The sequence below is a fragment of the Pseudomonas sp. DF11 genome (assembly GCF_058148565.1).
In genome coordinates, this window is the sequence record NZ_JBYVYN010000005.1 from 292,276 (window position 1) to 314,161 (window position 21,886).

At 62.2% G+C, this 21,886-nt stretch carries 20 protein-coding genes; 16 read left to right on the plus strand and 4 right to left on the minus strand.

The window, feature by feature from the left end; all coding sequences use genetic code 11:
- Window positions 1–312: 312 nt before the first annotated feature.
- The 4 genes from AC30D9_RS17375 to AC30D9_RS17390 form a co-directional block, all read right to left on the minus strand.
- Window positions 313–1,983: a bifunctional protein-serine/threonine kinase/phosphatase gene (locus AC30D9_RS17375; RefSeq protein ID WP_490144454.1), complete on the minus strand. Its 1,671-nt coding sequence runs from the start codon at window positions 1,981–1,983 to the stop codon at window positions 313–315.
- Window positions 1,984–1,992: 9 nt separating this feature from the next.
- Entirely contained in the window at window positions 1,993–3,204 is a 1,212-nt protein-coding gene (locus AC30D9_RS17380; protein WP_025212688.1) for a nitrate/nitrite transporter, read from the minus strand.
- A 449-nt stretch (window positions 3,205–3,653) separates the two neighbouring features.
- Window positions 3,654–4,229, minus strand: coding sequence for an ANTAR domain-containing response regulator (locus AC30D9_RS17385; RefSeq protein ID WP_003199539.1), 576 nt, complete (start codon window positions 4,227–4,229; stop codon window positions 3,654–3,656).
- A gap of 14 nt (window positions 4,230–4,243) precedes the next feature.
- Window positions 4,244–5,455 (minus strand): CmpA/NrtA family ABC transporter substrate-binding protein, encoded by a 1,212-nt coding sequence (locus tag AC30D9_RS17390; protein ID WP_307571423.1) that lies wholly within the window; start codon window positions 5,453–5,455, stop codon window positions 4,244–4,246.
- A 245-nt stretch (window positions 5,456–5,700) separates the two neighbouring features.
- Here AC30D9_RS17390 and AC30D9_RS17395 point away from each other — a divergent pair, with 245 nt between their 5' ends.
- The 16 genes from AC30D9_RS17395 (at window position 5,701) to AC30D9_RS17470 (ending at window position 21,877) form a co-directional block, all read left to right on the plus strand.
- The gene (locus AC30D9_RS17395) at window positions 5,701–6,432 is read left to right on the plus strand and encodes a helix-turn-helix domain-containing protein (protein ID WP_490144455.1); all 732 of its coding nucleotides are present in this window, start codon (window positions 5,701–5,703) and stop codon (window positions 6,430–6,432) included.
- A 4-nt stretch (window positions 6,433–6,436) separates the two neighbouring features.
- Window positions 6,437–8,089, plus strand: coding sequence for a type III secretion system outer membrane ring subunit SctC (gene sctC, locus AC30D9_RS17400; RefSeq protein WP_490144456.1), 1,653 nt, complete (start codon window positions 6,437–6,439; stop codon window positions 8,087–8,089).
- Window positions 8,086–9,192 carry a type III secretion system gatekeeper subunit SctW gene (sctW, locus tag AC30D9_RS17405; protein ID WP_490144457.1) on the plus strand — a complete coding sequence of 369 codons (1,107 nt, stop codon included), beginning with the start codon at window positions 8,086–8,088 and terminating at the stop codon, window positions 9,190–9,192. Before sctC ends, sctW begins: the two co-directional genes overlap by 4 nt.
- Before the next feature lie 23 nt (window positions 9,193–9,215).
- A complete protein-coding gene (locus AC30D9_RS17410) occupies window positions 9,216–11,267 on the plus strand; it encodes an EscV/YscV/HrcV family type III secretion system export apparatus protein (protein ID WP_490144458.1) in 2,052 nt (683 codons plus the stop codon).
- Between the two features lie 22 nt (window positions 11,268–11,289).
- Complete coding sequence (locus AC30D9_RS17415; RefSeq protein WP_490144518.1) at window positions 11,290–11,688, plus strand: InvB/SpaK family type III secretion system chaperone; 399 nt, start codon at window positions 11,290–11,292, stop codon at window positions 11,686–11,688.
- Complete coding sequence (sctN, locus tag AC30D9_RS17420) at window positions 11,685–12,971, plus strand: type III secretion system ATPase SctN (RefSeq protein ID WP_307571417.1); 1,287 nt, start codon at window positions 11,685–11,687, stop codon at window positions 12,969–12,971. Before AC30D9_RS17415 ends, sctN begins: the two co-directional genes overlap by 4 nt.
- Window positions 12,955–13,410: a type III secretion protein gene (locus tag AC30D9_RS17425; protein ID WP_134923441.1), complete on the plus strand. Its 456-nt coding sequence runs from the start codon at window positions 12,955–12,957 to the stop codon at window positions 13,408–13,410. The genes sctN and AC30D9_RS17425 overlap by 17 nt, the downstream gene beginning before the upstream one ends.
- Complete coding sequence (locus AC30D9_RS17430) at window positions 13,407–14,300, plus strand: SpaN/EivJ family type III secretion system needle length determinant (protein WP_307571416.1); 894 nt, start codon at window positions 13,407–13,409, stop codon at window positions 14,298–14,300. The genes AC30D9_RS17425 and AC30D9_RS17430 overlap by 4 nt, the downstream gene beginning before the upstream one ends.
- On the plus strand, window positions 14,297–15,220 hold the full coding sequence (locus AC30D9_RS17435) for a FliM/FliN family flagellar motor switch protein (RefSeq protein WP_490144459.1): 924 nt from the start codon (window positions 14,297–14,299) through the stop codon (window positions 15,218–15,220). The genes AC30D9_RS17430 and AC30D9_RS17435 overlap by 4 nt, the downstream gene beginning before the upstream one ends.
- A complete protein-coding gene (locus tag AC30D9_RS17440; protein ID WP_280633895.1) occupies window positions 15,213–15,872 on the plus strand; it encodes an EscR/YscR/HrcR family type III secretion system export apparatus protein in 660 nt (219 codons plus the stop codon). The genes AC30D9_RS17435 and AC30D9_RS17440 overlap by 8 nt, the downstream gene beginning before the upstream one ends.
- 10 nt (window positions 15,873–15,882) lie before the next feature.
- Window positions 15,883–16,137 carry an EscS/YscS/HrcS family type III secretion system export apparatus protein gene (locus AC30D9_RS17445; RefSeq protein ID WP_109751523.1) on the plus strand — a complete coding sequence of 85 codons (255 nt, stop codon included), beginning with the start codon at window positions 15,883–15,885 and terminating at the stop codon, window positions 16,135–16,137.
- A 3-nt stretch (window positions 16,138–16,140) separates the two neighbouring features.
- Window positions 16,141–16,944, plus strand: coding sequence for a type III secretion system export apparatus subunit SctT (gene sctT, locus AC30D9_RS17450; RefSeq protein ID WP_490144460.1), 804 nt, complete (start codon window positions 16,141–16,143; stop codon window positions 16,942–16,944).
- Complete coding sequence (locus tag AC30D9_RS17455) at window positions 16,919–17,953, plus strand: EscU/YscU/HrcU family type III secretion system export apparatus switch protein (RefSeq protein ID WP_490144461.1); 1,035 nt, start codon at window positions 16,919–16,921, stop codon at window positions 17,951–17,953. The genes sctT and AC30D9_RS17455 overlap by 26 nt, the downstream gene beginning before the upstream one ends.
- 289 nt (window positions 17,954–18,242) lie before the next feature.
- Complete coding sequence (gene sicA, locus AC30D9_RS17460; protein ID WP_307571412.1) at window positions 18,243–18,725, plus strand: type III secretion system translocator chaperone SicA; 483 nt, start codon at window positions 18,243–18,245, stop codon at window positions 18,723–18,725.
- Window positions 18,726–18,727: 2 nt separating this feature from the next.
- Window positions 18,728–20,497, plus strand: a complete 1,770-nt coding sequence (sctE, locus tag AC30D9_RS17465; protein ID WP_490144462.1) for a type III secretion system translocon subunit SseC family protein — start codon at window positions 18,728–18,730, stop codon at window positions 20,495–20,497.
- Window positions 20,498–20,593: 96 nt separating this feature from the next.
- Window positions 20,594–21,877 (plus strand): IpaC/SipC family type III secretion system effector, encoded by a 1,284-nt coding sequence (locus tag AC30D9_RS17470; protein WP_490144463.1) that lies wholly within the window; start codon window positions 20,594–20,596, stop codon window positions 21,875–21,877.
- Window positions 21,878–21,886: the final 9 nt, after the last annotated feature.

The window sequence follows — 21,886 nt, forward strand, 5'->3', positions numbered from 1 at the left end:
GGGAAGAGGGATTTATTGCACCGAATCAAAGCGTGTTGCCCGGTAATGGAGCGTGGTAGCCGATAGCTTTGTAGTGGCAGCTAGGCCGCCATCGCGAGCAGGCTCGCTCCCACAGAGGGCTTCAGTGCATGCTGCAACTGCATACCAAGCAAATCCCCTGTGGGAGCGGGCTTGCTCGCGAACGCGGTGGATCAGCTTGCATCAATGCTGAATGTGCCGCCGCCTTCGCGAGCAAGCCCGCTCCCACACTGGATCTGTGGTGGCCACAAAACCTGTGGGAGCGAGCCTGCTCGCGATGGGCGCAACTGGATTTCAGCCATGAAATACCAGAAACAACAGCACGATGTTCACCACCAACGATACCAGCGCCAACGTCCGCCAGACCTTCAACGGTTCTCTTTCCAGCAACGGCCTGGGCCTGACGCTCAAGCTGCGGCGCTCGCCCTGTTCCAGCAGCAACAACCATTCTTCGGCGGTTTCAAAGCGCTGGTCCGGATCCGCCGCGACGGCGCGCTCCAGGCTTTGCCCGAGCCATTCGGGCAAGTCCGGCCGATAGCGGCTGGCACCGACCGGCACGCCAAAGCGCGGGCGTTGGAAGGCTTCGATTTCGCCGTAGGGATAATGCCCGGTCAGCAGGAAATACAAGGTCACACCGACGGCATACAAATCCTGCTGCGCGGTTGGCGCGGTGCCGGCGAAGGCTTCTGGGGCAATGTAGCTGGGGGTACCGGGTAGCACGTTGGCCTGGTCCTCGGACAGGCCCGGGCAGTACGCCAGGCCGAAATCCAGCAAGCGCAATTCCCCGTCGTCGCCCAGGTGCAGGTTTTCCGGCTTGATGTCGCGGTGGTAGATCTGCCTTCGATGCAACAGGCCTACCGCCCGCACCAGTCGCTGCGCCAACTCCAACCATTGGGCGAGAGGTAGTGGCCCGTCCTGGTTGAACAGCTCGGCCAGGGTCACGCCCGGATACTCGCGCATCACGTAGTAGAGATGCTGACGCTGGGGAACGCCATGGACCTCGGGAAATTGCCGCCCGGCGACCCGTTTGAGAAACCATTCTTCCGAGAGCAATGCCTGTCCGGCCCGGCTATCGTCGCGCAACTGAGTTGGCAAGGTTTTCAGCAACCACGGCTGGCCCTGACCGTCGTGTACCCGATAGAGCAACGATTGTTGGCTATGGCCGAGCAGGCTTTCGATGTGCCAGCCTTCGAATACCTGGCTCGGTTTCAATGTCGGCGGAAGAGGCCATTGCTGCAGTTGGATCAGAGCATCGCCGATGCTCGCTTCGCCCACGGCATCGACCCGCACCAACAAGGCGCTGGCGTTGTCCTGGCTACCAGCCAGGTGCGCGGCATTGACCAGCGTCTGCGCCGCAAGGTCGAGGTCCGGCTGGTCGCGAAGGATGCCGGCGATGGCCGTGTCCCCCAGGACTGCCCAGACGCCGTCGCTGAGCAGCACGAAGGTTTCGTCGGTGCGTAACTCACCGTCGAGGAAGTCCAGGATCAGGTGTTGATCCAGGCCCAGGGCACGCTTGAGCACATGTTGCATGCCCTGTTGTTCCCAGACGTGATCCTCGCTGACCCGTTGCAAGTGATCGGCGTGCCAGCGATAGACCCGGCAATCGCCGACGTGGGCGAGGGTGAAGCGTCGGCCCCGCAGCACCAGGGCGCTGACGGTGGTGAGCAGCGGCTGCCCGCCACCGTTGGCCTGCAGCCAGCGATTCTGCGCCAGCAGCAAGCGATCCAGCGCCTGGGCCACGCCCCAGGTCTGCGGTGTGGAGTAGTAGTCCAGGGCCAGCGCCTGCAAGGTCGAACGGGCCGCCAGCCCGCCATCGGCGCATTGGCTCACGCCGTCGGCGATGGCGAACAGGTAACCCTTGCTGGCGGCCAGGGCCGGGGCCGGGGTGACCAGGCGCAGGGCGTCCTGGTTTTCTTCCCGCGGGCCGATGGCACTGGCTTCGGCGAAGCTCAATTGCAGGCTCATGGTTGCAGGTTATACCCGGGCAGCGGTGACAGCGGCCGAACCCCAAGTGGTTCTCCAGCGACGCTTGACGCCGTGCAGGCCGAACCAGGCCAGGACACCGAGGCTGGCGAACAACCACAGGGCCAGTTGATAGCTACCGGTGCTCTGTTTGATCGCGCCCATGCCCGCCGCCAGGGCGAAGCCACCGATGCCGCCGGCCATGCCGATCAGCCCGGTCATCACGCCGATTTCGCGACGGAAACGTTGTGGCACCAGTTGGAATACCGCGCCGTTGCCCGCACCCAAACCGAGCATGGTGCAGACGAACAGGGCCAGGGCCGCGTAGGAACTCGGCAGATTGAAGCCCACCGCCGCGATGCAGACCGCAGCAACGGTGTACATACCGAGCAAGGTGCGGATGCCACCGAAACGATCCGCCAGGGCGCCACCCAACGGACGCATCAGACTGCCACCGAAGACGCAGGCGGCGGTGTAGTAGCCGGCGGTGACCGGACTCAGGCCGTACTGGTCGTTGAAGTAGCCGGGCAGGGCGCTGGCCAGGCCGATGAAACCACCGAAGGTCACGCTGTAGAAGAACATGAACCACCAGCTGTCCCGGTCGCCCAGGGCCTTGAGGTAGTCGGCCATGGATTTGGCTTTTGGCCGCTCGGGGGCGTTCTTGGCCAGCCAGGCGAAGAGCACCAGGGTCAGCACCAGCGGGATCAGCGCGAAGCCGAACACGTTGGTCCAGCCGAAGGCCACCGCCATGACCGGTGCGATCAGCGCCGCGAGCACGGTGCCCGAGTTACCGGCACCGGCGATGCCCATGGCCTTGCCTTGGTGTTGTGGTGGATACCACTGGGACGCCAGCGGCAGGGCCACGGCGAACGAGGCGCCGGCCACACCGAGGAACAGGCCCAGCAGCAAGGCTTGTTCATAGCTGTGGATGCCCAGTTTCCAGGCGCAGAACAGCGCGCCGATCACGATCACCTGGCCCACCATGCCGGCGGTCTTTGGCGAGATCCGGTCGGCCAGCAAGCCCATGAACAAGCGCAGTACGGCGCCGGCCAGGATTGGCGTCGCGACCATCAGGCCGCGTTGTTGGGTGGTCAGGTGCAGGTCGGCAGAGATCTGTACCGCCAGTGGGCCGAGCAGGTACCAGACCATGAAACTCAGGTCGAAATAAAGGAAGGCCGCGAACAGTGTCGGGGTGTGGCCGGATTTCCAGAAGCTTGAATTCATCGCGCACCTCAGCTGTAAAAGTCTCGAGAAATGAGTCAGTGCTTTGAGCAGTGCGCCGTCTGTGGTCGCACCACCGGCCCCGAGAGGCCAAAACAAAAAAACGCCGCAACCCGGATCGCCAGAAAGGCAAGGAGGGTGTGCGACGTCTTTGTCGTAGGTGGGGCAACCGCCGTTGGTTACCTGTGGGATTGCTTAAGCGAGATCTGTGCCAACCCGGAGATTGTGGGGAGGCCTATCGCGAGCAGGCTCGCTCCCACAATGGATCGTTAGTGGACACAATACCTGTGGGAGCGGGCTTGCTCGCGAAGGCGTCCGGTCAGTCGACATCGATGTTGAATGGAAAGCCGCTTTCGCGAGCAAACCCGCTCCCACATTGGAACTTCAGTGGCTACAGGACCTGTGGGAGCGAGCCTGCTCGCGATGGGGGCAGGCCAGGCGCTACAGGGCTTTCAGCCCAGCAACTCATTCATGGCAATGATCTGCTCCGCCACCTGGATCAGCTTCTGCTGGCGGCTCATGGCCTGGCGGCGCATCAGGGTGTAGGCCTGTTCTTCGTTGCATTCCTTCATCTTCATCAGCATGCCCTTGGCCAGTTCGATGCGCTTGCGTTCGGCCAGTTGCTGGTCGCGGGCCAGGAGTTGGGCGCGCAGGGCCTGGTCGCTTTCGAAGCGGGCCATGGCGACGTCGAGGATCGGTTGCAGGCGCGCGGCGTGGATGCCTTCGACGATGTAGGCGCTCACGCCTGACTTGATCGCCTGGCGCATCACATTGGGGTCGTGCTCGTCGGTAAACATGACGATCGGTCGTGGTTGGTCGCGGCTGACCAGTACCACTTGCTCCATCACATCGCGCCCGGGTGACTCGGTATCGATCAGGATCACGTCCGGACGCACCGTTTCGACGCGCGCCGGCAGGTCGATGGTCAAGCCGGATTCATCGATGACTTCGAAGCCGGCTTCAATCAGGGCGGCCTTGAGACGGCCGACTTTTTTCGCCGTGTCGTTGATCAGCAGGATACGCAGCATGGTCGTGGCTCCTGTCAGCGGCTGGCGAGAAGGGGAGCCGCATCGCTCAAGGCGTGCAGTTTGAAGCTGCGGGCGTACCCGGCCGGATCCGAGCCGTCCCAAATGGTGCCGTCGATCAGTTGGCTGCTGCGCATGTCCTGGCGCGGGGACGCGATGTCCAGCGCCGCGCAGGCTTCACGGTACAGCTTGAGTTGCTGGACTTCCTGCGCCACGGCCAGGTAATCCGGGTCTTCGCGCAACAGGCCCCAGCGACGGAACTGGGTCATGAACCACATGCCGTCGGACAGGTACGGCAGGTTCACCTCGCCGTTGCCATGGAAGCGCATCGCGTGAGGATCCTGCCAGCTATTGCCCAAGCCGTCGGCATAGATGCCCAGCAGGCGCGGCTCGATGCAGTCCAGCGGCGCGTCGAGATATTCGGGCGCGCTCAACAATTGTGCGGTGCTGCGCCGGTTTTCCGGGCTTTGTTCGATAAAGCGACTGGCTTCGAGGATCGCCATGACCAAGGCCCGGGCGGTATTGGGGTATTGCTCGACGAACGCGCGGGTGCAGCCCAGGACTTTTTCCGGGTGGTCGGGCCAGATGGTCTGGGTGGTCGCCAGGGTGAAGCCGAGGTTCTGCTTCACCGCGCTGGCGCACCAAGGCTCGCCGACGCAAAACCCATCGATACGCCCAGCTTGCAGGTGCGCAATCATTTGCGGCGGCGGCACCACCACGCTGTCGACATCCGACAAGGGGTGGATGCCCTGGGCGGCGAGCCAGTAATACAGCCACATGGCGTGGGTGCCGGTGGGGAAGGTCTGGGCGAAGGTCAGTTTCGGGCGAGTTTGGTGCACGTGCCGTTCCAGTGCTTCAGGACTGGTCACGCCCTGGGCCTGGAGGCCATGGGACAGGTTGATGCTCTGGCCGTTCTGGTTCAGCCCCATCAGCACCGCCATGTCGGTCGATGCGACGCCGCCGATGCCCAGGTGCACGGCATAGATCAGGCCGTACAGGCTGTGGGCGGCGTCGATTTCACCGCTCACCAGCTTGTCCCGCAGGTTGGCCCAGGACGCCTGGCGCTTGAGGTTCAGGGTCAGGCCGTAGGGTTGGGCGAAACCTTGGGTCGCGGCCACGACCACCGGGGCGCAGTCGCTCAAAGCCATGAAGCCAAGGTTGACCGCGCTCTTTTCCGGGGCATCGCTGCCGTTGACCCAGGCCAGGGGATTGGCTGGAACTTCATTCATCGCGCATCACCTTTCACATAAAAAAAGCGCCGCACCCGAGGACTGCCGGAGCAGGACCGGATGACGACGCCGTTGTCCCTAAAAACAGTGTGGCACGCATTCCGCCGTTGGCATGAGCGCCGATGAACAGTAATGGTGCAAGGCATATGCCAGCCCGGTTGCCCATCACCTTTCCATCAAGATTCAAGGCGCCCAGTCTTCCATCCTGTCGCTGCTTCCACCGCCACGTAGCAAAGGAGACGGCTGTGCAAAACAAATCCATTCGCGCCACGGCATGGCCTGATCTGCGCGAACGCGTGCTGTACCTGCGTGTCGCCCAAAGCCCGGTTCGACTGGACGCCGGGGGGCTTGGGCTCGACCGCTGCTTGCCGGTCGGCTGGCAAGGATTGCTGGTGTTGCGCGATTCGTTGCAATTCACCGGCGGCGAGCTGCACGTATTGCCGGTTTGCGCAGCGCCGCTGGTGAAGCTGCAGGCTTTTTTCGACATGAGCGATGCCTTCGCCAGCCAGGGAACGGAGGTTGCGCCGTGGGCAGTGTTACCGGTGGAGGATGAGATCGTTGGATCCGGGGAACGGCTCGAGCGCTGGTACATCGAGCAAGCGATGGGCGGAACGCCGGATTATCACGCGGTTGCCAACCTGCTGCGTCATCACGAGAGCTACGGGCTCGTGCGGTTTTTGTTGGCGCAGGGCACCCGCAGCGAAAAACTGCAGACCCTGGCGCAGCGTTATGGCGTATCGGTTTCGCATTTTCGCAGGCTTTGCCGACAGGCCCTGGGCAGTGCGGCCAAGCCGGTCCTGCGTGGCTGGCGCACGGCCCAGGCACTGTTGAACATGAGCCTTCAAGGCGGCTCGCTGACCGATGTGGCACTGGAGTTCGGCTTTGCCTCTTCTTCGCATTTCTCCAAGGAAGTCCGCGAATTGGTGGGCTTTGCCCCCAGCAATCTCGCTGACATCACTTATCTTTCCGGTCATTGATCCGATGAGTCGCCGATGGATATCCCTGTCCCTTTTATCCGTCTGCTTGAGCACCGTGTCGCTGCTCGTGCCCGTTGCCGCGCGGGCCGATGTCTATACCTTCGAAGCCCGTGAACAGAGCGCGCGCACCTTCTTCAGCGAATTGTCCGGGTCGTTGGGCAAGCCGGTCATTGTCAGCAAGGCCGCCGCCACCAAGCGGATTGGCGGTACGTTCGACCTGCGCACGCCGCAACAGACTTTTGAACGCATCAGCGTGCAGATGGGGCTGATCTGGTACAGCGATGGCCAGGCGATTTACCTCTATGACGCCTCGGAAATCAAAAGCGCCATGGCCTCGTTGCAGACCTTGACCGTGGCCAAGCTGCTGGGGTTTCTCAAGCAGTCCGGGCTGCATGATGCGCGCTATCCGCTACGCACTGATGGGTTGCGCACGTTTCACGTCTCCGGGCCGCCCATCTACGTCGACCTGGTGCTGCAAGCGGCGGGGTTGATGGACAACCAGCGCTCCGAACTGCTGCTCGGCAAGCAACAGATTGGCGTCATCCATGTGCGCAATACCTTCGTCAACGACCGTCAATATGAACTGCGCGACGACAAAGTGACCATTCCCGGGCTGGCCACGGTGATCGAGGCATTGTTGCGCGGCGAAAAGCACCAGGTCGAGCCGTCGGTGGCGCAAGCCCCCGAGCCGCGAGCGCGGGGAGCGATGCCGGTGTTTCCCCTGGAGGGCCTGGCAAACACATCCTCGGAACAAGATCCAACGGCGCCGCGCATCCTTGCGCGCGAGGTGGCCGCCGGCAACATCCGGGTGGTGGCCTACCCGGACACCAACAGCCTGTTGATCAAGGGCCTGCCGGAGCAGGTGCGCTTTATCGAAAACCTGGTCAATGCCCTGGATACGCCGAAACGACATGTCGAGCTGTCGTTGTGGATCATCGATCTGCACAAGGATGAACTCAATCAGTTGGGCATCAACTGGCAAGGCGCCGTGAAGTCCGGGGGCACCTTCAGCGCATCGCTCAACGCTGGCTCGGCGACCACCCTCGATGGCGCATCGTTCGTGACCCAGGTCATGGCGATGGAGCGGACCCAGCGAGCGAATGTGGTTTCGCGCCCGGTCATCCTGACCCAGGAGAACGTGCCGGCGATCTTCGACAACAACCGCACGTTTTATGCCCCGCTGGTCGGCGAGCGCAGTGTCGATCTGCAACACGTGACCTACGGCACGCTGGTGAGCGTACTGCCGCGTTTCGCCCAGGCGGACGAGATCGAGATGTCGCTCAATATAGAGGACGGCAATGAAGTCGATTCGGGGCAGGGCGAACGCCTGGGCGCGTTGCCCACGGTTGGCCGTACCCGCATCAGTACGGTGGCGCGGGTGCCCCAGGGCAAGAGCCTGCTGGTGGGCGGCTTCACCCGCGATGACCACGGCGAACAAATCGGACGCGTACCGGTGTTGGGTTCGATTCCGTGGATCGGACGCTTGTTCAGCTATCGTCAGAACCGTTCGGCCAACACCGTGCGGGTGTTCCTGATCCAGCCCAAGGAGATTCGCGACGGCTTTGAACCCGCCACCGTCGAACACGGCGCGCAATTGCTGAGCCCGGAGCAGTATGAGCGCCTGCGCCGCTCCTATTTTCGATTGTCAGAACCATGATCCTGCCGCCGATCTCCCTGGGAGGGCGAGCGGCCCAGGCTCGCCTGAATGCCGAGAAGGCCGCCGAACATCCCCAGACGCAAATGGAGGCCGAGACGGGGCTGGACGACAGCGCAACGGCGGCGGTGGCGCAGCGCCTCGTGCAGATCAGCGACGAATTGTCAGCCGCGCTGACGCAGTTTCGTGGCCGGCGCTTGTTCGAGCAAAAGTCCGAGGGGCTGACCGACACCTTCGAACGCGTGCTGGAGGACGACACCGTGCCCAAGGCGCGACAGGTGCTGAGCCTGGCGCGGCTGGCGGATAAAACCGTCGCCTGGCTGCTGCAAATGGCGCGACAACTGTTCCCCGATGACAGCGACCTGGCGCTGGTGCTGCGGGCGTTGTTGCGCCGAAGGACATTGGAAACGCGCACACGGCAGCGGCTCGAAACGCTCTTGCAGACGGTGATTGCCCAAGGCTCTCCCAAGCGTATGAACGCCGGGATCAACGCCGCGCTCAAGGCCAGGCTGTTCGGCAAGAGCATGGCGGTGCGGGCCGGCCTGTTGCGTGAGACCTACCGGGATTTCCTCGAGTCCGACGACGGCCCGCTCAGTTGCTACCAGGACTGGATTGCCCTGTACGGCCCGGCACAGCGCATGAATGTGCTGGCCTTCATCGAAGCCGCGCTGCTCACTGATATAAGCGCCCAGGACCCCAGTTGCTCGCGCACCGAGTTCGGCCAACTGCTGGCCCGGGTGACCGACCTCAAGCGCCTGCGCTCGGCCGATGAACTGTTTATCGGCGCGCTGCTCGGCGATGCACTCATCTGCCGACACAACCCCGATGAGTCCGATTGGCTGGTGTTCCTGTTCGGCGTGCTGGCCTACCCCGACGAACTCGACCAGCTGTTGCTCGGCGCGTTGGGGGAGGGTGTGCTGCTCAGTGCCCACCGTGAACGCTCGACACTGCTCCAGACCCTGCGCCGGCTCAGCCTGCGATTACCGCCACCGCTGTTTGCCGATGAAGAGGCGCCGTTGCGCCTGGCCACACAATTCACCCGCCTGGCGGACGTGGCCTATGCCCACGAGTGCATCGACCAGCGCCGCGCCGGTGGTCATCCATGATGTTGTCCCGGAGCCAGTCCTGAATGCTCAATGTATTTTTGCGCAACGTCGGCGCTCGCCCGGAACTGCTGATCCTGAGCTTGATGGTGATGATCATCGCCATGCTGATCATCCCCCTGCCCACGGTGCTGGTGGATTTTCTCATCGGCCTGAACATCGTCATCTCGCTGTTGGTGTTCATGGGCTCGTTCTATATCGAGCGCATCCTCAGCTATTCGACGTTCCCGGCGTTGCTGCTGTTGACGACGCTGTTTCGCCTGGCGCTGTCGATCAGCACCAGCCGCTTGATTCTCAGCCAGGCCGATGCCGGCGAGATCATTGCGTCGTTCGGTGACTTCGTCATTGGCGAAAGCCTGGTGGTGGGCTTCGTGATTTTTTCCATCGTCACCATTGTCCAGTTCATTGTCATCACCAAAGGCTCGGAACGGGTCGCCGAAGTGGCGGCGCGCTTCTCCCTGGACGGCATGCCCGGCAAGCAGATGAGCATCGACGGCGACCTCAAGGCTGGCGCCATCGACGCGGCCCAGGCCCGGGAAAAGCGCAGCGTGCTGGAGCGTGAAAGCCAGTTGTACGGCTCTTTCGACGGCGCGATGAAATTCATCAAGGGCGATGCCATCGCCGGCATCATCATTATCTTCGTCAACTTCATCGGCGGCATGGCCATCGGTGTCGGGCAACTGGGCATGGACATGTCCACGGCCCTGTCGACCTACACCCTGTTGACCATCGGCGATGGCCTGGTGGCGCAGATTCCCGCGCTGCTGATCGCCATTGGCGCCGGCTTCATCGTCACCCGGGTCAACGGCGATGACAGCAACCTGGGGCGCAACATGCTCACCCAGATGCTGGGCAACCCGTTCGTCCTCGGCGTCACCGCGTTGCTGGCGGTGGGCGTGGGCCTGTTGCCGGGGTTTCCGCTGCTGACCTTCCTCTCGATCGCCTGTGTGCTGGGGCTGGTGGTGTTTGTGCGCCACCGCCGATCCGCGCGCCCGGCCGGCTCGGGGGAAAGCCGTGCCGCACCCGCCGAGCAGGACGCGTTGCCGAGCGACTCCGGGTTGCTGGAGGATATCGACAACATTGCCACCGAAACCGTCGCCCTGATGTTGCTGGTGCCCACCGCGCGCCTGCAAGCGTTGGAGAAGGACCGTTGGGCTGCGCGCTTTCGCAGCCAGTTCTTCGTCGATTACGGACTGCGCATTCCCGAACCGCAGCTACGGGCCAGCGAGGCACTGCCGGCCCATCAAGTGGCGGTGCTGATCAATGAGGTGCGCGCCGAGCAGTTCGATATTCATTTCGAGCACTGGCGCCTGCTGGACTATTCCCCGGAACTGGAACCCTTGGGTTTTGCCCTGGTGCGCGGCAACGACAGCAATCGCCTGGGCGGCGTCTGGGTCACCGCGGCCGACCGCGAGCGGGTGCAACAGTTGGGCTATCACCTGCGCCCGGCGGACGAGGAATGCTATCGCTGCCTGGTCACGCTGCTGGCGCGCAACATCCAGGAATTCTTCGGCGTGCAGGAAACCAAGCAGTTGCTCGACGAAATGGAGGCGCGCTACCCCGACCTGCTCAAGGAAGTCTATCGCCACGTCACGGTGCAGAAGATCGCCGAAGTGCTGCAACGCCTGATTGGCGAGCGTATTTCCGTGCGCAACATGAAGCTCATCCTCGAATCCCTCGCCCATTGGGCCTCCCGGGAAAAGGACGTGCTGGCGCTGGTCGAGCATGTACGCGGCGCGATGGCCCGCTACATCAGCAACAAGTTTGCCCAGGGCAACGACCTGCGGGTGCTGTTGCTGTCGGCGGAGTTCGAAGATGTGGTGCGCCGGGGCATCCGGCAAACCTCGGGCGGCAGTTTCCTCAACCTGGAACCGGCCGAGTCCGAAGAGCTGATGGACCGCCTCAGCGTCGGCCTGGACAGCGTGCACATCGCCCACAAGGACATGGTGCTGCTGTGTTCGGTGGATGTGCGGCGCTACATCAAGAAACTGATCGAGGGACGCTTCCGGGAGCTGGACGTGATGTCGTTCGGCGAAATCTCCGAGACCGTCTCGGTCAATGTCATCAAAACCCTGTGAGGAAACCCTGTAAATGGTACCGATGGATATCGCCGGCCTACTGCGTCAAGCGCTACGTCATAGTGGCTGCGCGGACAGCCAGATAGGTCACTTCGACGGCCACGGCACGATAGAAATGCGGATGAGGAATCTGCCTGATGTCAACGTGGCGGTCGTTGAAGGCGATGTATGGATCTGGGCGGTGGTTGCCGAAGCGACCCCGCAGACATTCAATTATTGCGCCTTCGACCTGATGCAGTTTCTGCTTGAAGGCAACGCTTTTTCCCGCACCGGGCAATTGCACCTGTGCGAAGTCGAGGGGCGATTGGAGTTGCGTTTGATGGCCAATGCCCTGGCATTGAGTGATGCCGAACATTTGGCGCAGGCGTTGGACTCCTTTGTACAGGCCGTCGAGGCATTGTTGGAAATCCTGCGTCGATGAATCTGCGGCTGGAAAGGCAGGCCGTCCACCCCTTGCGTTTGAGCGGGCCCTTGATCGAAGCGGCGCTGGACGGGGTGGTGATCGGCGAAGTCTGTGACGTGCGCCGGCATTGGCGCTCGCCCGAGGTCACTGCGCGGGCGCAGGTCATCGGCTTCAAACCCGGCGTGGTTTTGCTCAGTTTGCTGGGCGATGCCAAAGGCCTGTCCCGGGAATCGATGATCGTGCCCACGGGCGCGATCCTGCAGCTGACTTGTAGTGATGCCTTGCTCGGCAGCGTGGTGGATCCCCAGGGCACGATTGTCGAGCGCCTGGCACCGTCGACGGCGGTGGCGCAACAGGACCGCCCAGTGGATGCCGACCCGCCGACGTACCAGCAACGGCGCCCGGTGGCGGAACCCTTGAGCACCGGTATTCGCGTGATCGACGGCTTGCTGACCTGCGGTGTCGGCCAGCGCATCGGCATTTTTGCCGCCGCCGGCTCCGGCAAGACCACCTTGATCAATATGCTGATCGAACACACGGATGCGGATGTGTTCGTGATCGGCCTGATTGGCGAACGCGGCCGTGAAGTGACCGAGTTCATCGAGCATTTGCGCCAGTCGCCCAAGTGCGCCCGGTGCGTGGTGGTGTACGCCACTTCGGATTTTTCCTCGGTGGATCGCTGCAACTCGGCGCTGCAAGCCACGGCCATCGCCGAGTATTTCCGCGACCAGGGAAAGCGCGTGGTGTTGCTGCTGGACTCGTTGACCCGCTACGCCCGCGCCCGCCGCGACCTGGCCTTGGCGGCTGGTGAAGCGCCGGCGCGGCGCGGCTATCCGGCTTCGGTGTTCGATGCCTTGCCGCGCTTGCTGGAACGGCCTGGCGTGACGGCGAGCGGCAGCATCACCGCCTGGTACACGGTGCTGTTGGAAAGTGACGATGAACCGGACCCGATTGCCGAGGAGATCCGCTCGATTCTCGACGGCCACGTCTACCTCAGCCGGGCCCTGGCGGCCAAGGGGCACTATCCGGCCATCGATGTATTGCGCAGCGTCAGCCGGGTGGCGACGCAAGTCACTACGCCGCAGGTCCAGCAACTGGCGTCGTCGACCCGGGAAACCCTGGCGCGTCTCGAGCAACTGCAGGTCTTTCTCGACATGGGCGAGTACAGCCCGGGCGCGGACGCGGCCAATGACCATGCCATGCAGCGTCGCGAGGCCCTGAGCCAGTGGTTGCGCCAGCCGACAGGCGAGTATTGCGCGCCGGACGAAACCTTGCGGAGCCTGCATGAAATCATTGCCTGACCAGCGGCGCCTGTTGGCCTTCAGTCAGTTCCGCCGGCAACGCGGCGAACAGGCCGTGCTGCGGGTCCAGCGCCAGTTGCAGCCGCTGCTTGCCGAGCGCGGTGGCTTCGAGGAACAGGAGGCTGCGCTGCAACGCCTGTTGGCCAGTCATCGGGCCAATGACTGTGTGCTGGAGCACGGGCAGCTGTTGGCGCTGTTGCGTACCCAGGCGGTGATCCGACGGCGGATCGATCTGTTGCGTGTCGAGCGCGACCGCGTGGAGCAGCAATGCCGGCAGGTCGAGCAGCAGTTGCAGGCGCAGCATGAACACCTGCGCTTGCTCCAGCGCAAGCACGACAAGTATGTGCGCTCAGTCCAGCAATTGTTGCGTGCGCAACGGCTCGAGGCGGTGCGCCGGGAAGAACGAGAGTTGGAAGAAACGATTGGGGTTCGGCGATGAAAGAAATATCTGTGATGCCTGCTCGACCGGTGCAAACCCTGGACCCCGTCGATGAAGGCCCAATCGACGAGCTGCAAGACCCGCTCGTTCCGGTGCAAGAGGACGAGTTGCCGCAAGGCGTGCTGGATCTTGTGGTTGCGTTGATTCGGCAGCGACAACCGACGATGGAAACCGCCCGGGCAGTGACGGGGCATTCGATGAACATGGCCCTGGCGGTGGTGGATGTCGATCACGATGAAGCACGATCGATTGTCCCGATAACGACGGACCTGGAACCTGATAGAGCACCACCGACAGCCCGCAACGCGATGCCCTTCCCAGACGCCGATCTGCTGTTCAACAAAGCGATACAACAAGCGTTGCCGCAACGCCTGGAGCTTGTTACTTCCGCCCGCGATCACCTGGCGGCGCCGACATCCCCAGCGTCGATCGAGCCGATGACGCTGGACCTTTTCACCGCTGCCGATACGCGCTCGATGCCGCGCTTAGATGAGCCGTTGCCCCAAGCGCCGCAGAGCTTTCACGGCACGCGCCATGCTCCTTCGGGTGCCCCTGCATCGATCCCGCCAGCGGCAACATCGGCAGCGCTGCCAACGCCCGAAGTCATGGTCGAGCCCTTGTCGGGCGCCGACCGGGGCTTACTGCAAGTGCCTTTCAACAGAGGGGCGGCCAGCGGACAAGTGACGATCAGTCGGTTGCCCGAGGAACCCACACGGCAACTGACGCTCAGCCCCAGCAATGCCCAGGTGTTCGAGCAACTCAAGGCGCCTTTCGAACTGGCCCGGGAACCTGCCTGGCGGTTGGCTGACAGCGGTGGCGAGCAGCAGCGCCAGGGTTCACAGCAGAGGCCGGATGACGATCAGGACGAGCAGTCCGGGTTTGAAGCGTGAGCGCATTGCGGCTCCGTCGGATCGATTCTGTCGCCCATGCTCGCGCGCAGGCAATTCAACGCTGGCGGCGCACCGGTCGGGACGCGGGCTTGGGCAAGGTGCCGGTGCGCTCCGGTTACCTGGGTTTTTGCGCAGAGGGTGAAGGCGCGGATTGGCGCGGGCTGATTCTTGCCCGCGATTGGCTGCATCACACGCTCCCGACCTTGCAATCGTTGCTGGTGCTCGAATGCCCGTTGCCGAGCATCGTCGAACTGTTCCAGGCGGTGCCACGGCCCTTGCTGCTGGAGGTGGAGGAGTTGCGTTACCGCACGCTGGCGGACATCGAATGCGTGGCCCCGGCGCGATTGCCTACGCACGACTTGCCGTGGCTCGACACACCGCGAGGGCGCGTGTGGCTGACCCAATTGCCGTCCCGCACCGCCGTGCGTGGTCCGTTGGGTGCCGACTCATGGCTGAGGGACTTGCCGGTGCGCCTGGCGCTGATGCTCGGCGTCAGCCACCTGAGTCTTGCCAGTCGGATGCGCCTGGGTGAAGGCGATGTGCTGCGCATCACCCAGCGGGCTCAGCGCTGTTTTCTGGCGGACCGCTGCCTTGGCGTTTTTACCTTTAGCGAAGAGGGTTTACACATGCAACCGACCGTGGCCGATACCCATCCGGAGAACGCGCCCGAGCCTGACGTGGATGTCGACCTGGGGGCGCTGCCGGTGCGCCTGGAGTTCCTGCTTGCGACCCACGACACCGACCTGGCGACACTGTCGCAAATCATCGCCGGGCAATTGATCCCGCTGGCCGACGACGCGGCGCGACACATCGAGGTACGTGCCAACGGCAAGCCGATTGCCCAGGGAGAGTTGGTGCAGTTGGACGGCCAGTTGGGTGTTGAATTGCTCAAGGTCTATCGGAACGACGGTGATGAATGACGTCTCGCTGATCGCGCTGCTGGCATTCGCTTCGCTGTTGCCGTTCCTGGTGGCGGCGGGCACCTGCTACCTCAAGTTCTCCATCGTCTTCGTCATCGTGCGCAACGCCTTGGGCCTGCAACAAGTGCCGTCGAACATGGCGCTCAATGCGATTGCGCTGATGCTGGCGATTTTCGTCATGACGCCGGTCATGAAGCAGGGCCATGACTACTACAAGACCGAAGCGGTGGCCTTCACCGACATCGAGTCGGTGGTGAATTTCGCCGAGAACGGCCTGGGCAGCTACAAGGACTATCTGCGCAAGTACACCGACCCGGAGCTGGCGCTGTTTTTCGAACGGGCCCAGGTGGCCCAGGATGAAACCGACGCCGACTGGCCCGCCGATGAAGAACTGGCGCCGTCGTTGTTTTCGCTGCTGCCGGCCTATGCCCTGAGCGAAATCAAGAGCGCCTTCAAGATCGGTTTCTACCTATACCTGCCCTTCGTGATCGTCGACCTGGTGATCTCCAGCATCCTGCTGGCGCTGGGCATGATGATGATGAGCCCGGTGATCATTTCCGTGCCGATCAAACTGGTGCTGTTTGTCGCCCTGGACGGTTGGGCGCTGCTGTCGACCGGGCTGGTCAAGCAATACCTGACCTTGCTGGCATAGGCCCACGCCCATGAACGAGCTGGTCTATGCCGGTAACAAGACCCTGTACCTGATTCTGCTGATGGTGGCGTGGCCGATCATTGTCGCCACCGTGGTCGGCCTGGTGGTCGGCTTGATCCAGACCGTGACCCAGTTGCAGGAGCAGACGCTGCCATTCGGCTTCAAGTTGGTGGCGGTCGCCGCGTGCCTGTTTTTACTCTCGGGCTGGTACGGCGAAACCCTGCTGGATTTCAGTCGTGAAGTCATTCGCCTGGCGTTGGGTTAGGCGATGTCGGTGACGTTGTTCTTCGAGCTGTACGCCTGGTTCGCTGCGGCGCTGTTGGGCGTGGCGCGCCTGGCGCCGATTTTCTTCATGTTGCCGTTTCTCAACAGCGGTGTGCTGACGGGCGTGGCGCGCCAAGCGGTAATCGTCTTGGTCGCGCTGGGGTTCTGGCGCTACGTTGGCGTGCCCGCGCCGGCCCTCGACAGCGTGGCCTTTGTTGGCCTGGTGTTGCGCGAGGCGGGTATTGGCGTGTTGCTGGGGGGGCTGCTGTGTTGGCCGTTCTGGGTGCTGCACGCCATGGGCAACCTGATCGACAACCAGCGCGGCGCGATGCTCAGCAGCACGGTGGACCCGGCCAACGGTGTCGATACGTCGGAGTTGGCGAATTTTCTCCAGCTGTTTGCGGCGGCGGTGTATCTCGAAGGTGGCGGCATGTTGTTGATGCTCGAAACCGTCGGTCACAGTTATCGCATCTGCGCGCCGGCCCACGGCTGCGAGCTGCATCTGTCGGCCCTGAATGGTTTGCTCGACGGGGTGGTGAGCAAGACCCTGGTGATCAGTGCGCCGGTGGTGGCCACGTTGCTGGTCAGCGAAGCGTTGCTCGGTTTGCTCTCGCGGTATGCGCCACAGATGAACGCCTTCTCGGTGTCGCTGACGGTCAAGAGCCTGGTGGCGCTGGTGGTGTTGATGTTGTATTTCGGCGTGCATCTGCCGGATGAAGTCTTGCGCATGGGCACGACGTCCGATGGGTTGGCCCGGTATCTGGGTGGCGGGGAGGGCGGGCATGTCGTCCAGCGCCTCGAAGACTGAAAAGCCCACCGCCAAGCGTCTCAGGGATGCCGCGCGCAAAGGCCAGACGTTCAAGGCCAAGGACCTGGTCATCACCTGCCTGACGTTGTGTGGCATCAGCTACATGGTTTTCAACAGCTCGCTGGGCGAGATCATGGAGGTCTACCGGCGCATCATCGCCAGCGATTTTGACGCGGACCTGCAAGCGTACTCGGCGATGCTGGTGCAGGTCGGCCTCAAGGCGTTGCTGCCGTTGTTGTTGGTGTGCGTGCTGACCAGTGCCTTGCCGGCCCTGCTGCAAAGCGGTTTTGCCCTGGCCAGCGAAGCATTGAAGCTGAACCTCGGTGCGTTGAACCCGATCAATGGCTTCAAGAAACTGTTCAGCCTGCGCACCGTCAAGGACACGTTCAAGGCGCTGTTGTACCTGGGCAGTTTTGCCATGGCGCTGTGGCTTGTCTGGGTCACCCAGCGGCAACTGCTGTTTGCCCAACTGTTCGCCCAGGCGTCGGACCTGTTCGCGATCTGGGGGCATTTGCTGCTGGTGTTGGTACTGGCATTCCTGGCCTGCGTCCTGCTGATCGTCGTGCTCGACGCCCTCAGCGAATACTGGTTGTTCATGAAAGACCAGATGATGGACAAGGATTCGGTCAAGCGCGAACACAAGGAGCAGGACGGCAATCCGCAGATCAAGGGGCGCCGCCGCGACCTGCACATGGAGCTGCTGTCGGAGCAGGTCAAGTCCGATGTGCGCAGCTCACGCATGATCATCGCCAACCCCACTCACATTGCCATCGGCGTGTACTTCCGCCCGGAAATCACGCTGCTGCCGTTTATCTCCCTGATGGAAACCAACCAGCGCGCCCTGGCCGTGCGGGCGTATGCCAAGGAGGTCGGGGTGCCGGTGATCAACGACGTCGCACTGGCCCGGCGGATCTTCAAGACCCACCAGCGCTACAGCTTCCTCCAGGTGCAGGAAATCGAGGAAGTGCTGCGGTTGCTGATCTGGCTGGAGCAGGTTGAACAGGCGTGAGGCCGATGTCAGCCAGTGAATGACAAAGCCAGGCACAACCCTTGTGGCGAGGGGATTTATCCCCGCTGGGCTGCGCAGCAGACCCAAGGCAGTGAACTCAATCTGTCTGGCGCACCGAGTTTTCAGTTTTGGGGCCGCTGCGCAGCCCAACGGGGATAAATCCCCTCGCCACAGAGATCTTCTTTTTCCTTTGAACAGCAGCATGAGCGCAATTTGGCAGCGGGCCTCCCGACGTTTTGGCTCAATGGCACCGGTCAGCGACGCTGGCGTTTTTTCAGGAGTATGGCTGATGAGTCGCGACAACAAACAAGACGAACAGGTGGCCCAGGACGTCGTCGACGCGATGCTCGGCGGGGCGGCGTTGAAAGATGTGCAAGGCATCAGTGACGAGCACATGGACAGTCTCTATGCCTTCGCTTTCCAGTTCTACGAACAAGGGCGGCTGGACGATGCCGAGAAGTTCTTTCACTTCCTGTGCATCTACGACTTCTACAACAGCCATTACTGGATGGGACTGGCTGCGGTGCACCAGCTCAAGCAAAACCACCAGAAGGCCATCGACCTGTATGCCATCGCTTTTGCCCAAGGCAAGAACGACTACCGACCGATGTTTTACACCGGCCAGTGCCATCTGGCCCTGGGCAAGATCGGCAAGGCCCGGTTGTGTTTCGAATACGTGCTTGAGCAAGCCACGGAAGACGATCTGCGCGAGCAGGCCAAGGTGTATCTCGACACCTTGGCCCACATGGAACAGCAATGTTCGGAGGATTGAACATGAGTGAAATCAGAAACACCCCAAGCCCCGCATTCCAGGGGGTAATGAGTCGCAGCGAGGCCTTTGAAAAATACGGTGCGGCGGCCAGCAAGGCTGCCAGGACCGCCGATTTTCAAGAGGCCGGCAAGCAAGCCCTGGCGGACCTGATGTCGGTGAAATACGAAGGTCAGAATGGCCCGTCCGCCGCCGCTACCGGCCGGCCCGTGCTGCATGCGCCAGCGCCGCGCGTCGATGGCAACAAACAGGAAACCGACGGCGATCTGTTCACGTTATTGATGGCGATGATCAGTGAGCTGATTGGTGAGGTCGACGTCAAGAAGTTGAAAAACCGCCTGGCGATGCTGCAAAGCATGGCCGGCGCCAAGCAGCAGGGCTATGCCAACCTCTCTTCCGAATATACCGCCGCCGTCCAGGCCTTGGAGGCTGCCGAGGGCCAGGTTGGCAGCAGCCAGGAACACCTCGAACAGCTGCGTGAACGCATCCAGCAGGCCGAGGGCCTGCTGGAAGAAAGCGAAGCGCGCCTGGCGCAGTTGGATCCTGATTCGCCGGAGTACGCCCAGGAGCTGGCCCGTCGCGACCAGCTCAAAGGCGAACTGGCAAGCCATACCCAAGCCTTCAATGTGGCGACCGACGCTCACTTGAAGTTGATCGAGATCGCCAATGCCTTTGCCAAAGCCCTGAGCGGGGTGGTCGCGAAAGTGGTGGTGTCCGGCGACAGCGGCCCGGCCCGCAAGGAAACCGACGAAAAAGCCCTCAGTAGCAGTGCTCTGGCATTGCTCAATCGCTTGAAGATCATCGAATTGCTCGGCGAGGCGGCGCAGAACAAGGAGGAGCTCAGCCAGGAGCTGTTCCAGGCGTTGCAGGTCAAGCTTCAGGAACACATGAAGCGGGAGTCGGATAAATACCTGGAGGAAGTCCGCAAGGCCGAGGCTTTGCAGAAAACCATGGGCTGCATCGGCAAGATCGTCGGCGCGATATTGTCCGTTGCGGTCATCGTTGCCGGGGTCATGACCGCCAACCTGCCGTTGATCGTGGTAGGGGTGGTTGGCATGGGGATCATGATTGCCGATGTGGTGGTGGAGGAAAAAACCGGCAAGTCGTTCATGGCCGAGGCCATGAAGCCGCTGACCGTCGTCATGCAGGAAGCCATCAAGCGGTTCACCGAGCTCTACACCCAGATACTGATAGACCTGGGTGTTGATGAAGACAAGGCCAAGGAAATCGGGCAGATCGCCGGCATGATCCAGGGCATCGTTTCGACGCTGGCCGCCATCGCGCTGGTGGCCGTGGTCGGGGTGCAGGTGATCGGGCCGATGATCAGCAGCCTTGCTTCGAAACTGGCCTCGATGGCCGCCCAAGCCGCACCTGCCGCGATGCAAGCCATGAAGCAGATGGCAACGTCGGTGGGCAACTCGCTGACCCAGATACTCACGCAGTTGCGCGGGTTCATCACCAACGGCGCCGATGCGGTGTCACTGGCCCGTTATGCCGCCAACCTGGAGATCGCCCAGGCCGTCACCGAGTTCGGCAATGTGGCGGCGCAGGGCGTGCTGCAAATCGAAAGCGGCCGGCATACCGCCCAGGCTGCCGTGCTCCTGGCTAGCGTGCGGGTGCGCATGGCGATCAGCGAGGAAATCAGCAAGTACCTGACCCAGGTGGTCGAGAACTACGGCCAGGCAATGCACGAGCGAACCCGGCAGATCGAGCAGTTGTTTGCCGACATGCAACGCAGCCATTCCGTCAGCCTGCAAATGGTTCGGCATGTTTGAAATCACTGAGAACAGGTATCTACGATGAATGCTATTCACGCTCCAATCAGAATCGCCCCCGTTGCCATTGACCACGATTTGACTAACGACACAGGGTTGAGCGAGGTTTCAAAGGATCCTAAAGCCAAGCCACTTGTGGGCTCTCGGATTTCCGACAATCGCATCACCAGGCAAGTGCTCCAGAACGACGGCTTCCCAGCGCCCTCGGCTGCGGAGCTCGAGAGTGAAATCAACGCCTACCAACCCACCGAATCGGACTGGCAGGACTTCCTTTCAGCCACGATGATGCTCAGCGATGAAGTACGCAACGACCTGATATTCGACCCAGGCGCCTGGGAAAAACACGCCAACGTACTGGTGGCCGCGATCATCGCGCTGAACATCGCCCGAGTGGCCAACGCGCAACTGCGCGGGCATTTCAGCGTCATGGCCTCCGATGCGGCCGAGGCTCAGGGCGCGGCAATTGTCGAGTCCGGCAAGGCCGCGATGTACAGCGCCATCGCCGGGGCAATCGTGTCTGGAGCAGTTTCCGGATTCGCCCTGCTCAAGACCTTCCAGGGCCAGAAGTTGAAGCATGCGGACATCGACCTGCACAAGCGTAACGCCATGGACGCTCGCAACATCGAACGCGACCTCAAGCTTGAGCGCAGTCGCAACGAGTGGAATCCGCAGACCACCTACAAGATCAAGACCGTGGATGACTTCGGTCGCCCGACGACGGTCGACTTCAAACTGAGCGGCGCATCCCGGCCACCCGAGGACCTGGCCTGGTTCGACAAGGAAATCCTCAAGGCGCAGGAGGTCGGTCGTAACGCCAAGTGGCTGAGTGAGACCGACCCCCAGAACAGATTGAACCTGCACAAGCCCAACGCCCTGAACGCCAGGAACATCGAGCGTGACCTCAAGCTTGAGCGCGACCGCACCGACTGGAATTCGGACGTCACCTCTAAGGTCAGGACCTTCGACGAGTTTGGCCGTCCGACGCTGGTCGATTTCAAACCCAAGGCTTCGTCCCTGTCAGCCCAGGATCAAGCCTGGTTCGACAAGCAAATACTCAACGCGCAAAAGGTCAGCGAGACCTCCGACTGGCTGAGCCAGATGGGCAGCAAGGGCATCGAAAGGAAGCTGGAACTCAGTCGCGCGCTCAGCGCCATGTCGATGAACTTGAGTCAGGTGGTGGCGAGCATCGTGCGCCTGGCCGAGCACGCCGCGCGGGAAAAGGAAGTGCTGCTGCAAAGTGCGCAGAACAGCCAGAAGAGCCTGAGCGACGAAGTCAGCCAGAAAGACGCGGCCGATGCGGCGTTCTTGCAAAAACTGATGGACATGGTGATGCAACTTTTTCAATCGCGCAGCGATGTCATTCGCGCCCTGACGGCTTGAGGAGAAGAG